This window comes from Massilia sp. Root335 (genome assembly GCF_001425685.1).
In the GTDB taxonomy this organism is placed as follows: domain Bacteria; phylum Pseudomonadota; class Gammaproteobacteria; order Burkholderiales; family Burkholderiaceae_D; genus Telluria; species Telluria luteola.
The window spans coordinates 119,998-133,917 of record NZ_LMCY01000012.1 but is presented as its reverse complement, the minus strand read 5'-3'; the positions used below and the strand labels follow the sequence as shown (position 1 = coordinate 133,917).

Genomic DNA, 13,920 nt, shown 5'->3' with positions numbered 1-13,920 from the left:
AACAGCATGTCCCGTATCGCACAAACTTTCGACGCCCTCAAAGAGCAGGGCAAGACCGGTCTCGTCACCTTCATCACCGCCGGCGACCCGGCTCCGGAACTGACCGTCCCGCTGCTGCACGCCCTCGTCGAGGGTGGCGCCGACGTCCTCGAACTCGGCGTCCCGTTCTCCGACCCGATGGCGGAAGGCCCCGTCATCCAGCGCGCCTGCGAACGCGCGCTCACGTTCGGCATCAGCATGACCGACGTGTTCGCCCAGGTCGCCGAGTTCCGCAAGACCAACCAGCACACGCCCGTCGTGCTGATGGGTTACGCGAACCCGATCGAGCGCATGGGCCAGAGCGAATTCGTCCGCCGCGCCAAGGCCGCCGGTGCCGACGGTGCCATCGTCGTCGACTATCCGCCGGAGGAGTGCGAAGCGTTCGCGGCCGAGATGAAGGCCAACGGCCTCGACCTGATCTTCCTGCTGGCGCCGACGTCGACCGTCGAGCGCGTGAAGCAGGTGGCGCGCCACGGCAGCGGCTTTTCCTACTACGTCTCGCTGAAAGGCGTGACGGGCGCGGGCGGCATCGACACGGCCGACGTGGCGCAGCGCGTGGCCGCGATCCGCGAGCACGTCAAGTTGCCGATCGGCGTCGGCTTCGGCATCCGCGACGCGCAGACGGCCAGGTCGGTGGCGGCGGTGGCCGACGCCGTCGTGATCGGCAGCCGCATCATCCAGGAGCTGGAAAATACGCCGAAGGAGCAGGGGCCGGCGGCCGTGCGGGCGTTTGTCGCGGGCATCAGGGAAGCGCTGGACGCCAAATAAGCGGCATTCGCCGAACAACCGGGCAATGCGTCCCGGTTGTTCGAACAATCGCCGTTTGCCGGACGGCGCATCTTCGCGCAATGCATCGCATTGTGTCGTCTAACGGCAGATGGTACGTATATCGTAATTGCCGTATGGCGTCTTCGTGTATTCCGACACGCATTCCCTGGTCGTGTCGGGTAGTCGCCGCAAGAGCTGAACGTCGCCCCCCATGCCGTACGCGCAATACATCCATTTTTCCAAGGGCTCGGTAAACTTGTCCAAATCGACGAATGTCAAGGTGAACCCTTTTTTGGTCCTGGTTTCGGTCCCCATCTGAATACCTTGGATTTTCCCGGCAGGCGGGCCGGCAATGACGCCCGCCGATTGCAGGATCAGTCGTGATCCGGCGACATGCGCAATTCCCGTCCATCCTGCCGGGACCCCCTTTGCAATCAGTAGGTCCGAGGGGTAGTCGGTGGGGCAAGCTATCGTCACTTCCGCATGTGCCGCACAGCTCGCAAGAAAAAATATGGCGCAGAAAATAATCTTCATTTTTCGATGATGAAGAATGCACTGGCATTGTTGGACGGATCGCTGTAGCGGCCGTTCGGGCCTATTCCTTTTGCGTGGAGCACTCGGGCTTGTATTGCCTTGACATTGGAATGTATAAATTGCTCCACAATCACAAACGAAGTCATGAATCCTGTTTGGATGCTGCGACTTTCTACGCCTCCAAAGATCCCGACGTGGTTGCCGTGGGATAGTCCAGGCCACTTCCCATCGACCATTGTACCGATAACAGTTCCAATCTTGATATCCTTGGACTCCACAACCCGTTGCCCCGCTTTCCAGGTTCTGGTATTACCGATGGAAGGGAAGTAGCGCTGAATCATGGCCACACATTCCCCCAGGCCGACCAAGGGCATACCTACCAGTGCTTGCGGGTTGCTGTAGACGAATCGTTTGTTTGGAATGGAAAGAATTTTTCCGTCAAGACCTATCACTGCCATACCCCCTCCTTCGACTACACATCGTTATGGACACTGCGTTTCAGCATAGTTGATGCTTCTCTGAAATAGCACTGATCCACGCGAGGGAGTTGCTGGCCGTCAAATTCGTGCGTCAGCGCGATCTCAAGACCGGCTCTGATCGCTTTCGATCTTCTTGCCGACGCCGCTGAAGCACGTTCCTTGACGCGTTCGATTTTCTTGGTGGAAATGTCGGGATAGAGTGGACGGGCTGTTTTCTTCCACTCCACCCGGCATCCATCATGAAAAAACAAATCGTGCAGGTATCCGTCGTGCAGTCGGCCAAGGTCATGGCCGCTGTGTATCTCGTCACCGCCATTCCGGTCGTCGTACTGGCGGCATTGTTCATGTCGGCGGTGATGCCGGCGGGCGTCGGCATCGCCATGTTGGTCGTCATGCCGGTGGCGTATGCGGTCGGCGCGTTCATCGGCGCCGCGATCGGTGCCTGGATCTACAACCAGGTGGCGGCCCGCATCGGCGGTTTCGAATTCACCACGGCCGAAGTCGGCGCCGTCACGCATTGATTCGCGTCGGGGTATGGATTCGTTCGGGCACACGGACTCTGGAGCTTGTCGAGAAGATAAGTAATTGACGGCAAGAATTCGACAAGCCTGATACGAACGGCTACACTACGCCCAAATGCGCGGCCGGCTGCTCCCGACAAGCAACCGGCCGCGCGCGTATTTTCCTTCCAGGCTTCATCCGGACGACATCCCATGCACAACCTCCCGACCACCTTGCCCGACTGGCTGGCACTGCTCGAGTCACGCCATGCCGAGACCCACATCGACATGGGGCTGGACCGCGTGCGCACCGTCAAGGAGCGCATGGGACTGGCCTTTTCCTGCCCCGTGATCATGGTCGCCGGCACCAACGGCAAGGGTTCGACCTGCGCCATGCTGGAAGCGATGCTGCTGCAGAGCGGCTACAAGGTCGGCCTGTACATCAAGCCGCACTTCCTCGATTTCAACGAGCGCGCCCGCATCAACGGCGAGATGGCCAGCGACGCCGTTCTCGTCGCGGCGTTCGCTGAAGTGGAAGCGCGTCGCGGCGACATCGACCTCACGTATTTCGAATTCACGACGCTCGCGATCATGCATCTGCTGGCGACGTCCGGCGTCGACGTGGCGATCCTCGAGGTGGGCCTGGGCGGGCGCCTGGATGCCGTGAACGTGATCGACGCGGACGTGTCCATCGTCACGAGCATCGACATCGACCACAAGGATTATCTCGGCGACACGCGCGAGGAGATCGGCTTCGAGAAGGCCGGCATCTTCCGCCCCGGCAGGCCGGCGATCTGCAGCGATCCGCTGCCGCCGCAATCGCTGATCGACCACGCGGAAGCCATCGGCGCCGATCTGTGGCTGCTGGGCCGCGACTTCAACTACCAGGGCGACAAGCAGCAATGGGCCTACGGCGGCCGCAACCAGCGCCGCAATTCGCTCGCGTATCCGGCGCTGCGCGGGGCCAACCAGCTGCTGAACGCCGCGGCCGCGCTGGCGGCGCTGGAGGCGCTGCGCAACGTGCTGCCGGTGGGCGCGCAGGAGGTGCGCACGGGCCTCGCGCTGGTCGAGCTGCCGGGCCGCTTCCAGGTGCTGGCGGGCCGTCCGACGACGATCCTCGACGTCGCCCACAACCCGCACGCGGCGGCGACGCTGGCGCAGAACCTGAGCAACATGGGGTTCCACCGGTTTACCTACGGCGTGCTCGGCATCATGCAGGACAAGGACATCGACGCCGTCGTCGCCCACATGGCGCCGTACGTCGACCACTGGTGCGTGGCGGCGCTGCCGTCGCCCCGTTCGGCCGACCCGGCCGTGCTGGCCGCGAAGATCGAAGCGTTGCGGCCGACCGATGCCAAGGACGGCGAATTCTCCGTCAAAACGTTCGCGAATCCGGCCGAGGCATTCGCAGATGCAACGAGCCGGGCCGGACAGGATGATAGAATAGTGGTCTTTGGTTCGTTCTACACCGTGGCTGGCGTGATGGCGGCCCGTAAATCCTCTCTTCATTGACGTGACACCGCATGGGCTTGTTCTCCCCTAAAAGCAAGCAGGACCGCCTCACCGAGGACAGTGGCCGCTTCTACAGCAAGGATGACGACGCCGCGATCGGCGAGCGCGCCCGCGCCAAGCGTGCGAGCAATGCCGGCGGCGGTGCGTCGCGCCGTCCCGGCAACGACCCCATGCTGCCCGAAAAGAAGCGCGCCCGGCGCCGCCTCGTGGGCGCCGTTGCGCTGGCGCTGGCCGCCGCCGTCGGCCTGCCGATGCTGCTCGATTCCGAACCGAAGCCGCTCGCCGGCGACATCGCGATCCAGATCCCCGCGAAGGACAAGGCGGCGCCGCTGCCCGTGCCTGCCGCCGACAAGGCCGTGTCCGCCGCGGACAGCGTCGACAAGGGCGAGGAGATCGTCGATGCACCGCCGCCCGCGCCGGCACCGAAGCCACCGGCCACCGTCGCCGGCGCGAAGCCGGAGAGCGTCGCCGCCGTGACCGCACCGAAGCCGGAGCCCAAGGTCGAGCACAAGCCGGAACCCAGGCCCGAGCCCGCGAAGCCCGAGCACAAGGACGCGAAAGCCGAGGCGCGCCTCGCCGAGAAGGACAAGGCGGAGCACGACAAGGCCGAGCACGACAAGGCGGAACGTGACAGGGCCGAGCGCCTCGCGCGCGACGCCCGCGCCGACAAGGAAAAGCCGGCCAAGCCGCATGACGACGCGGCCCGCGCGATGGCGATCCTGGAAGGCAAGCAGGCCGAGAAGGCCGCCGTGAAGGACAAGCCGGCCGAGTCCGGATCGCAGAAATTCGTGCTGCAGGTCGCGGCACTGTCGAGCCAGGAAAAAGCGGCCGAAGTGCAGGCCCGGCTGCGCGAAGCGGGCATCTCGTCGTACACGCAAAAGACGAACACGCCGGCCGGCGAACTGATCCGTGTACGGGTCGGCCCCCTGAACAAGGACGACGCCGAGAAAGTCCGCGCCAAACTGGGCCGCCTGGGCATGTCCGGCACCATGAGCCCGGTCTGACGCCGAACCTGTCCGAAACCGATGATGACTGCAAAAGCCGCGCCGTGACGATCTTCGACTACGTGGTCTTGTTCATCCTGGCGTCGTCGGTCGTCATCAGCACCATGCGCGGCCTGGTCAAGGAAATCCTGTCGCTGCTCGGCTGGGTGGCGGCCTTCATCGTCGCCAACGCCTTCGGCGCGAAGCTGGCGCCCATGCTACCATCCGTGATTCCGGGCGAAGCCTTGCGGCTGATCGTCGCCTTCATTGCATTGTTCCTCGGCGTGCGCGTGCTGATGGGCCTGTTGGCCCTCGCGATCGGCGCATTGATCGAGGCCTCCGGCCTGAGCCTGGCCGACCGCGGCCTCGGCGGCCTGTTCGGGTTGGGCCGGGGCATTGTAATCGTGCTGGCCGGCGTCATATTGTGCGGGATGACTTCCATTCCCCAACAGGCTTTCTGGAAAGACGCGCTGCTCTCGCCCATGGCGGAAACCGGAGCGCGCACGGTCAAGCCTTTCTTGCCCGCTGCCTTCGCGCAGCACGTACAGTTTTGAACACTTCTTCACGGTATTAGGAGCACACCATGTGTGGCATCGTCGGCGTCGTCTCGCAAGCCCCCGTCAACCAGCTGTTGTATGACGCATTGCTGCTGCTGCAGCATCGCGGCCAGGATGCGGCGGGGATTGCAACCAATCACAGCAGCATGTTCTCGATGTACAAGGCCAACGGCCTCGTGCGTGACGTTTTCCGCACACGCAACATGCGTTCGCTGCAGGGCAATTCCGGCATCGGCCACTGCCGCTATCCGACGGCCGGCTCGTCCAGCGAAGAGGAAGCGCAGCCGTTCTACGTGAATGCCCCGTTCGGCATCACCCTGGCGCACAACGGTAACCTGACCAACCAGGAGCAACTGAAGGAAGAGCTGTTCCGCAACGACCGCCGCCACGTCAACACGAACTCCGATTCGGAAGTCCTGCTGAACGTGCTCGCCCACGAAATCGCCCAGGCCGCCGACGGCTTCACGCTCGCGCCGGACGCCGTGTTCAAGGCCGTCGCGCACGTGCACCGCCGCGTGCGCGGCGCGTATGCCGTCATCGCGCAGATCGCCGGCCACGGCCTGCTCGCGTTCCGCGATCCGTTCGGCATCCGTCCGCTGTGCCTCGGCATCAACGAGACCGAGAACGGTCCCGAATACCTGCTCGCCAGCGAATCCGTCGCCCTCGAAGGCCTGGGCTTCCGCTTCGTGCGCGACATCGCGCCGGGCGAAGCCGTCTGGGTCGACGCCGACAGCCAGCTGCACACGCGCCAGTGCGCCGAGAATCCGTCGCTGAACCCGTGCGCGTTCGAATACGTGTACCTGGCCCGTCCCGACTCCGTGATCGACGGCGCGTCCGTGTACGCGACCCGCCTGCGCATGGGCGAATACCTGGCCGAGAAGATCCGCAAGGAGATCCCGGTCGAAGAGATCGACGTCGTGATGCCGATCCCGGATTCGTCGCGCCCGGCCGCCATCCAGCTCGCGCTGAAGCTGGGCGTCGAATACCGCGAAGGCTTCATCAAGAACCGCTACATCGGCCGCACGTTCATCATGCCGGGCCAGACGATGCGCCGGAAGTCCGTGCGCCAGAAGCTGAACGCGATCGCGTCCGAGTTCAAGGACAAGAACGTGCTGCTCGTCGACGACTCCATCGTGCGCGGCACGACGAGCCGCGAGATCGTGCAGATGGCGCGCGAGTCGGGCGCCCGCAAGGTCTTCTTCGCGTCGGCCGCGCCGCCGGTGCTGTACCCGAACGTGTACGGCATCGACATGCCGACGCGCGACGAGCTGATCGCCCACGGCCGCACCGTCGAGGAAGTGTGCCGCGAGATCACGGCCGACCGCCTCGTGTACCAGGACCTGGACGCGCTGCGCAAGTCGATCTCGGACGTCAACCCGGCCCTGACGAACGTGGAAGCGTCGTGCTTCGACGGCGTGTATGTGACGGGCGACGTGACGCCGGCCTATCTCGACCAGCTCGAGAGCGTGCGCCACAAGTCGTCCGGCAAATCGTCGGACGACATGGTGCGCACGCAGCTGAACCTGAATCCGCCCGTCGCAGCCGAATAATCCGGGTTTGTTGTTGATGGGCCTCATCATTTACCACCGCGCAGAACAAGACCATGAGCGACAAACCAAACTACGGCTTCACCACCACCATCCTGCACAACGATCGCAGCAAGCCGATCGAACACAACTCGCTCCATAAGCCGATCCACACGTCGGTCGCCTTCGGCTACACCGATGCGCGCCAGCTGGCCTCGGTCTTCCAGGGCAAGGAACCGGGCTTCCGCTACGGCCGCCAGGGCAACCCGACCGTCGCCGCGCTGGAAGACAAGATCAGCAAGATGGAAGGCGGCACCGCCACCCTGTGCTTCGCCACCGGCATGGCTGCCATCGGCGCGCTCGCGCAGGCGCTGCTGCGCGCGGGCGACCACGTCGTGTCGTCGTCGTTCCTGTTCGGGAATACCAACAGCCTGTGGAACACGGTGGCGGCGCAGGGGACGGACGTGTCGTTCGTCGATGCGACCGACGTCGCGAACGTCGAAGCGGCACTGAAGCCGAATACGCGCATCGTGTTCGTCGAGACCATCGCCAATCCGCGCACGCAGATCGCGGATCTCGCCCGCATCGGTGAACTGTGCCGCGCGCGCGGCATCCTGTACGTCGTCGACAACACGATGACGACGCCCTACCTGTTCCGTCCGAAAGCCGTCGGCGCGGGCCTCGTCGTGAACGCGCTGACCAAGTCGATCGGCGGCCATGGCATGGCGCTGGGCGGCGCGCTGACGGACACCGGCGTGTTCGACTGGAGCGCCTATCCGAACATCGCCGACAACTTCCGCCGCCAGCCGCCGGCCGCGCAGGGCATGGCCCAGCTGCGCGCGAAGGCGCTGCGCGACTTCGGCGCCTCGCTCGCACCGGAAGCGGCGCACCACATCGCGGTCGGCGCCGAGACGCTCGCCCTGCGCATGGACCGCACCTGCGCGAACGCGCTGGCACTGGCGACGATGCTGGAAGCGGACGAACGCGTGGCGGCCGTCCACTATCCGGGCCTGGCATCGCATCCGCAGCACAAGCTGGCGTCCGAACAGTTCCGCGCCTACGGCTCGCTGTTCAGCTTCGAGCTGAAGGACGGGATCGACTGTTTCGACTACCTGAACCGCCTCAAGGTCGGCATCCCCGCCAGCAACCTGGGCGACACGCGCACGCTCGTCATCCCCGTTGCGCACACGATCTTCTTCGAGATGGGCGCGGCGCGGCGCGCCAGCATGGGCATCGCGGAATCGCTGATCCGCGTATCGGTGGGCATCGAGGACACGGACGACCTGCTGGCCGATTTCGGCGGCGCGCTGAACGGCTGAGCGTGTCGTAAAGCTGCGTAAAGCCGGGCGGGCGGATTGCCTTCCCGGTTGAGCGCGGACGACGCTGCGGTTATGATCGTCGTGTTGCCATCCCTCTACTCGTAGAATTGCACACCCCATGAAGACTGTCCTGTTTTGCGCCGCACTGCTGTGTGGCGGTGTCGCGTTCGGCGCGGAGCCCGTCGCCAAATCCAGCGCCAAATCGTCCGCCAAGGGCGGCGCTGCGAAGCCGGCCGCCGCCGCATCGTCCGCCAACGCCGCCGCCGAGCTCGCGGAAGCGGATGCGCTGTTCGCCAAGAAAGCCTATCCGGAAGCCCTGCAGAAATACACCAAGCTGGCGAACGCCGGCAATGTCATGGCCCAGCAACACGTGGGCGAAATGTATTTCTATGGCGAGGCGGGCGCCATCGACATGGACCAGGCCGCGCAATGGTTCCAGAAGGCCGCCGCCAAGGGCAATGCTGTCGCCATCGCCTCGCTCGCGCTGATGAAGCAGCGCGAGGCGCGCCGCGCCGACCTCGATTACTGGATCGCCAAATACGACGGTTCCGACCTGCGCACGAGCGAATACCGCTGCCCGGCGCCCCGTTTTCCGACCATGTCCAAGGTCAACGAGGAAATCGACTATTACGGCGGCAAGATGAAGGACTGGGAGGCGTGCCACAACAACTGGGTAAAACACCTGAACGCTGCACTGCCGCTGACCAAGCGCATCCCGGACGACCTCGCCAAGATCATGACGAAGGACGAGACGGACAAGGCGACGGCGCACCTGAAGGAGGTGAGCGACCGCCTGGCGGAAGATACGAAAGTGGCCGGCCGGATGGTCATCGCGGACTTCGACGCCTGGCGCGCGGGCACCGAGGCGTACGTCAAGGAACACAACGAGATGGTCAAGAACGCGCCGCCGCCGGATGACGGCAAGTGAGCGATGCCGGCCGCCGCCACGGGCGGCCGCCGGCGCGAGCGGTCACCAGATACTTACCCGATCCCTGGGTGCCAGGTACATCTTGTCGCCCGGCTTGACGCCGAACGTATCGTAGAAGCCCGGGTTGTTGCGCAGGGGGCCGTTGGTGCGGAATCGGCCCGGCGAGTGCGGGTCGGTCTTGAGCACCATGATCAGCATGTTGTCGCGCATCTTCTGGCGCCAGATCTGGCCGAAACCCATGTATAGACGCTGGTCGCCGGTCAGGCCGCCGATCACGGGCGGTGTCGTTCCCTTCAACGACATGTGGTAGGCCTTGTATGCGATCGCCAGACCCGAAATGTCGGCGATATTCTCGCCCAGGGTCAGTTCGCCGTTCACATGGTAGCCAGGGACCGCTTCGAAGGCGTTGTACTGGCTGACCAGCATCCTGCTCTTGTCCCTGAACCGCTCATGGTCGGCCGCGGTCCACCAGTCGCGCAGGTTGCCGTCGCCGTCGTACTGGGAGCCCTGGTCGTCGAAGCCGTGACTGATCTCGTGGCCGAGTATGGTGCCGATGCCGCCGTAATTGACGGCATCGTCCGCATCGCCATCGAAGAACGGCGGTTGCAGCACGGCGGCCGGCACCACGATTTCATTCTTTTCCGGGTTGTAGTAGGCATTGACCGTCTGCGGCGTCATGGTCCACTCGTCGCGATCGATGGGCTTGCCCAGTTTCGCGAGGTCGCGGTCGAACTCGAGTTCGCGCGACCGCATCACGTTGCCGACCAGGTCGTCGCGTTTGACGATGAGGGTCGAATAATCCTTCCACTTGTCCGGATACCCGATTTTCGTCTTCATCTTGGCCAGCTTGGCCTGGGCTTCCCTCTTGGTGGCCGGGCTCATCCAGTCGAGCTTGTCGATGCTCAGCTTGTAGGTGGCCAGCAGGTTCCGCATCAGACGTTCGATACGTACCTTGCGTTCTTGTGGGAAATACCGAGCCACATACAACCTGCCCAGCGCATCACCCTGCGTGCTTTCGATCACGCCGACGCCGCGTTTCCAGCGCGGCTCGTTCGCTTCGATGCCGAACAGCGTCTTGTCGAAAAATTCGAAATCGGCGTCGACAAAGGACTTCGACAGGAAACGGCTATAGGATTTGACCAGGTGTAGTGTCAGGTAAGCTTTCCAGGTATCGAGCGGCGTGACATTCGCGATCCCGGCAAACGCCTTCAGATAACTTGGCTGGCCAACAATCACGTATGTGCTCTTGCCGGACAGGCCGATGCCGTCCAGCCAGCCGTTCCAGTCGAAACCCGGTGCGAGCCGTGGAAGATCGCTCAGGTCGAACTTGTTGTATGCCTTGTTCGGATCGCGCAGTTCGACCTTGGTCCATTGCGCCTTGGCCAGTTCGGTCTCGAAAGCGACGATGGCCTGCGCGTGGGCGGCGGCATCCCGGTCGCCCGCCATGGACAGGACCTTTTGGCAGTGGGCCAGATATCTGGCCTTCATGTCGGCCAGCTTCTGGTCGTCCGCCTTCAGAAAATAGTCGGGGTCGGGCAGGCCCAGTCCGCCCTGGCTGATGTCGGCGACATAGCGGGTTGAATCCTTGTTGTCCAGGTGAATGGTGAAGTCGAGCGGCACACCCATGCCGAGCCTGCCCAGATGGGCCAGTACACCGGACAATTCAGCCTTGTCCTGGATCGCGGCGATCCGATCCAGTTCGCGCCGCAACGGTGCGATACCCAGTTGTTCCAGCTTCGCCTCGTCCATGAAGCTGGCGTAGAAGTCGCCGATGCGGCGGGCATCGCGTTCGTGGACTGCATCGGTGCCGGCACCGGCTTTCTCAATGATCTCGCGCAGTTGGCGCAGTGAATCCTCGTACCGGTCGACGAACGGATCGAGGTATGGCTTGTCCGACGGGATGTCGACCGTCTTGAGCCACTTGCCGTTCAGATATTCGAAAAAATCGTCCTGCGGCCGTATCGAGCGTTCGATGTACCGGGTGTCGACGCCGCTGGCGAGCGCCGAACGGATGGAAGCCGGTGCGGATGTGACGTTGCCCTCAGCCGCGTGACCCAGGCCGGCGAACAATGCCAGGCTTGCGATGCTCAATACATGACGTTGCATGAAACTCCTTCTGTCCGCTTGGATCAAAAGTTTATATTCTATTCATTCTGTGTCGGAAATATATTTCTTTTTGTATATTTTATATACAAAAAAGGCCGCAAGATGCGGCCTTTCGATGTTGCGGGACGTAACTACGATGCCGTGCTCAGTGCCAGGACCGCAGCAGGCCGACGGCCAGCCCTTCCAGCGCGAACTCGTCCGAGCTCGGATCGACGGTGATCACGGAAAAGTCCGGATTCTCCGGCAGCAGCTCGATCGTGGCGCCCGTCTTGCGGTAGCGCTTGACCGTCACTTCGTCGCCGATGCGGGCGACGACGATCTGGCCGTTCTTGGCGCTGTCGACTTTCTTGACGGCGAGGAAATCGCCGTCGCAGATGCCCGCGTCGCGCATCGACCAGCCGCGGACCTTCAGCAGGAAGTCCGGCTTGCTGGAGAACATCGCCGGATCGACGGAATAGGTCGCTTCGACGTGTTCCTGGGCCAGGATGGGCGAGCCGGCGGCGACGCGGCCGACGAGCGGCAGCGACATCAGGTTCGGCGGGATCGGCGGCACGAACGAGGGCAGGGCGGCCTTGGATTCGGTTGCGGCCTGGCCGACGAGGCGGATACCGCGCGAGGTGCCTGGCGAGATTTCGATCGCGCCTTTGCGGGCCAGGGCCTGCAGGTGTTCCTCGGCCGCGTTGGCCGAGCGGAAGCCAAGCTCCTGGGCGATTTCGGCGCGGGTCGGCGGGAAGCCCGTGTTCTCGATGGCTTCCTTGATCAGGTTGAGGATCTGTTCTTGCCGTGCGGTGAGCTTTAGCATGTTCGTTTTGGTTGGTGCGGAATGAGACTGTATTTTTGTACAGTATTGCGCCGCGCGCAAGGGGATTCAACATTTTTTTTCGCGGTGCGGCACGCGGCGCGCGTCCCGAACCTGTCGCGGTGCGGCACGCAGCGCGCTTCCCGAACCTGTCACGGTGCGGCACGCAGCGCCGGCGTGCGTGCCCGATCGATCGCACTGCGTCATGGATGGTGCGCTTGACGTTTTTGCTGTTATAATGTTGGGCTTTCCCTTCCCACACTCGTCTTGACGCCGAGGTGGGCATTTGTTTAAACGTCCTTAAGGAGTGTTTCATGCGTCATTATGAAATCGTGTTTATCGTCCACCCGGACCAGAGCGAGCAAGTCCCGGCGATGATCGAACGCTACAAGACCACGGTCACCTCGCGCGGCGGCAATATCCACCGCGTCGAAGATTGGGGCCGTCGTCAAATGGCTTACCAGATCCAGAAGCTGCCGAAGGCACACTACATCTGCTTGAACATCGAGTGCGACAACGAGACCCTGGTCGAGCTGGAAACCGCATTCAAATTCAATGATGCCGTGCTGCGTCATCTGACCGTGAAGATGAAGAAGGCTGAAACCGCGCCGTCGCCGATGATGAAATCGGTCCAGCGTGAAGACGCAGCCAAGAGCCACCGCGCCGAGCAGGCCGCCGCTCCGGCCGCCGCTGCCGCCTAAATCGCGCGGGAGCATCAAGGTTGTAAGTGAACGAGCTGTCCTTGGTCGCGAGCATTCTGGAACGCGACACCCTGCGCTACACCCCGGCCGGCATCCCCATCGTGGGCGGCGTCCTGCAACACGGGTCGACGCAGACGGAGGCAAGGATGGACAGGCAGGTCGAATTCGAGATTCCCGCGGTTGCCGCGGGCGAGATTTCGGGGCGATTTGCCAATGCCGAGTTGGGCGCCATGTACCGCTTCACGGGATTTTTGGCCAGGAAAAGTCGTCACAGCAAAGCCTTGGTGTTTCACATCATTGATTTCAGTGCCGCCGCATAAAGAATTGTGCGGGCACGTTTTTAGATAGATACAGGAGCCTCAAAATGGCATTCGGTAAAAAGTTCGACAAAAACAAAGCTAAGCTCAAAGAGAAGCGTAAACAGCAGAACCCGCTGTTCAAGCGCAAGAAATTCTGCCGCTTCACCGCTGCAGGTGTGGAACAGGTTGACTACAAAGACGTCGACACCCTGAAGGATTTCGTCCAGGAAAACGGCAAGATCATGCCGGCACGCCTGACCGGCACCAAGGCGCACTACCAGCGTCAAGTTGACACCGCCATCAAGCGCGCCCGTTACCTGGCTCTGCTGCCGTACACCGACCTGCACAACGCTTAATCGTCGGTCGCGACATCAAAGCATAGTCAGATTACTGGAGAATAAAATGCAAGTTATCCTGCTGGAAAAAGTCGTCAACGTCGGCAACCTGGGCGACGTCGTCAAGGTCAAGGATGGTTACGCTCGTAACTTCCTGATCCCGCAAAAAATGGCCCGCCGCGCAACGCAGGCTGCCGTGGCCGAGTTCGAAGTCAAGCGCGCCGAACTGGAAAAAGCAGCTGCCGAGAAACTGGCCGCCGCTCAAGGCCAGGGCGACAAGCTGAACGGCATGACGGTCACCATCGCACAGAAAGCCGGCGTCGACGGCCGTCTGTTCGGTTCCGTGACCAACTTCGACATCGCTGAAGCCCTGACGAAGCAAGGTTTCGCCGTCGAAAAGGCACAAGTGCGCATGCCGACCGGTCCGCTGAAGACCACCGGCGAGCATCCGGTGTCGGTCGCTCTGCACACCGACGTCGTGGTGGAAATCACCATCGCTGTCGTGGGCGAAGCTGCCTAAGCCATTCTGTTGTCA

Annotated in this window: 17 protein-coding genes; 12 read left to right on the top strand and 5 right to left on the bottom strand. The window is 62.9% G+C overall.

The window, feature by feature from the left end; translation table 11 throughout:
* Positions 1–6 precede the first annotated feature (6 nt).
* Positions 7–807, top strand: coding sequence for a tryptophan synthase subunit alpha (gene trpA / locus ASC93_RS09555; protein ID WP_056440468.1), 801 nt, complete (start codon positions 7–9; stop codon positions 805–807).
* A gap of 99 nt (positions 808–906) precedes the next feature.
* Here trpA and ASC93_RS09550 read toward each other — a convergent pair whose 3' ends face one another.
* Genes ASC93_RS09550 through ASC93_RS30570 form a run of 3 tightly spaced genes read right to left on the bottom strand, consistent with a single transcriptional unit; the run spans position 907 to position 2,047 of the window.
* The gene (locus ASC93_RS09550) at positions 907–1,341 is read right to left on the bottom strand and encodes an STY0301 family protein (RefSeq protein WP_056440466.1); all 435 of its coding nucleotides are present in this window, start codon (positions 1,339–1,341) and stop codon (positions 907–909) included.
* A complete protein-coding gene (locus ASC93_RS09545; protein ID WP_157201823.1) occupies positions 1,338–1,799 on the bottom strand; it encodes a BPSL0067 family protein in 462 nt (153 codons plus the stop codon). The genes ASC93_RS09550 and ASC93_RS09545 overlap by 4 nt, the downstream gene beginning before the upstream one ends.
* A 14-nt stretch (positions 1,800–1,813) precedes the next feature.
* Complete coding sequence (locus ASC93_RS30570) at positions 1,814–2,047, bottom strand: hypothetical protein (RefSeq protein ID WP_157201822.1); 234 nt, start codon at positions 2,045–2,047, stop codon at positions 1,814–1,816.
* Positions 2,048–2,059: 12 nt separating this feature from the next.
* Here ASC93_RS30570 and ASC93_RS09540 point away from each other — a divergent pair, with 12 nt between their 5' ends.
* The 7 genes from ASC93_RS09540 to ASC93_RS09510 all read left to right on the top strand — a co-directional run bounded on the left by ASC93_RS09540 (position 2,060) and on the right by ASC93_RS09510 (position 9,145).
* Complete coding sequence (locus tag ASC93_RS09540; protein ID WP_056440461.1) at positions 2,060–2,341, top strand: hypothetical protein; 282 nt, start codon at positions 2,060–2,062, stop codon at positions 2,339–2,341.
* A gap of 192 nt (positions 2,342–2,533) precedes the next feature.
* Positions 2,534–3,832, top strand: coding sequence for a bifunctional tetrahydrofolate synthase/dihydrofolate synthase (gene folC, locus ASC93_RS09535; RefSeq protein ID WP_056440459.1), 1,299 nt, complete (start codon positions 2,534–2,536; stop codon positions 3,830–3,832).
* Between the two features lie 11 nt (positions 3,833–3,843).
* Positions 3,844–4,836, top strand: coding sequence for an SPOR domain-containing protein (locus ASC93_RS09530; protein WP_056440457.1), 993 nt, complete (start codon positions 3,844–3,846; stop codon positions 4,834–4,836).
* Positions 4,837–4,880: 44 nt separating this feature from the next.
* On the top strand, positions 4,881–5,369 hold the full coding sequence (locus tag ASC93_RS09525) for a CvpA family protein (protein WP_056440455.1): 489 nt from the start codon (positions 4,881–4,883) through the stop codon (positions 5,367–5,369).
* Between the two features lie 29 nt (positions 5,370–5,398).
* Positions 5,399–6,922 carry an amidophosphoribosyltransferase gene (gene purF, locus ASC93_RS09520; RefSeq protein ID WP_056440453.1) on the top strand — a complete coding sequence of 508 codons (1,524 nt, stop codon included), beginning with the start codon at positions 5,399–5,401 and terminating at the stop codon, positions 6,920–6,922.
* A 53-nt stretch (positions 6,923–6,975) separates the two neighbouring features.
* Positions 6,976–8,217, top strand: coding sequence for a cystathionine gamma-synthase family protein (locus tag ASC93_RS09515; RefSeq protein WP_056440451.1), 1,242 nt, complete (start codon positions 6,976–6,978; stop codon positions 8,215–8,217).
* A 118-nt stretch (positions 8,218–8,335) separates the two neighbouring features.
* A complete protein-coding gene (locus tag ASC93_RS09510) occupies positions 8,336–9,145 on the top strand; it encodes a tetratricopeptide repeat protein (RefSeq protein WP_082547893.1) in 810 nt (269 codons plus the stop codon).
* A gap of 42 nt (positions 9,146–9,187) precedes the next feature.
* Here the strand turns inward: ASC93_RS09510 and ASC93_RS09505 are convergent, their stop codons facing one another.
* Together ASC93_RS09505 and lexA are read right to left on the bottom strand one after the other, a co-directional pair.
* Positions 9,188–11,251 (bottom strand): M13 family metallopeptidase, encoded by a 2,064-nt coding sequence (locus ASC93_RS09505; protein ID WP_056440449.1) that lies wholly within the window; start codon positions 11,249–11,251, stop codon positions 9,188–9,190.
* Positions 11,252–11,396: 145 nt separating this feature from the next.
* Positions 11,397–12,053, bottom strand: coding sequence for a transcriptional repressor LexA (gene lexA, locus ASC93_RS09500; protein ID WP_056440446.1), 657 nt, complete (start codon positions 12,051–12,053; stop codon positions 11,397–11,399).
* 311 nt (positions 12,054–12,364) lie between these two features.
* Here lexA and rpsF point away from each other — a divergent pair, with 311 nt between their 5' ends.
* Genes rpsF through rplI form a run of 4 tightly spaced genes read left to right on the top strand, consistent with a single transcriptional unit; the run spans position 12,365 to position 13,905 of the window.
* Positions 12,365–12,751: a 30S ribosomal protein S6 gene (rpsF, locus tag ASC93_RS09495; RefSeq protein WP_056440445.1), complete on the top strand. Its 387-nt coding sequence runs from the start codon at positions 12,365–12,367 to the stop codon at positions 12,749–12,751.
* Between the two features lie 26 nt (positions 12,752–12,777).
* Entirely contained in the window at positions 12,778–13,071 is a 294-nt protein-coding gene (gene priB, locus ASC93_RS09490; protein WP_056440443.1) for a primosomal replication protein N, read from the top strand.
* Positions 13,072–13,115: 44 nt separating this feature from the next.
* Positions 13,116–13,406: a 30S ribosomal protein S18 gene (rpsR, locus tag ASC93_RS09485; RefSeq protein ID WP_020656854.1), complete on the top strand. Its 291-nt coding sequence runs from the start codon at positions 13,116–13,118 to the stop codon at positions 13,404–13,406.
* A 46-nt stretch (positions 13,407–13,452) separates the two neighbouring features.
* Positions 13,453–13,905 (top strand): 50S ribosomal protein L9, encoded by a 453-nt coding sequence (gene rplI / locus ASC93_RS09480; protein WP_056136742.1) that lies wholly within the window; start codon positions 13,453–13,455, stop codon positions 13,903–13,905.
* The last annotated feature ends 15 nt before the right edge of the window (positions 13,906–13,920 follow it).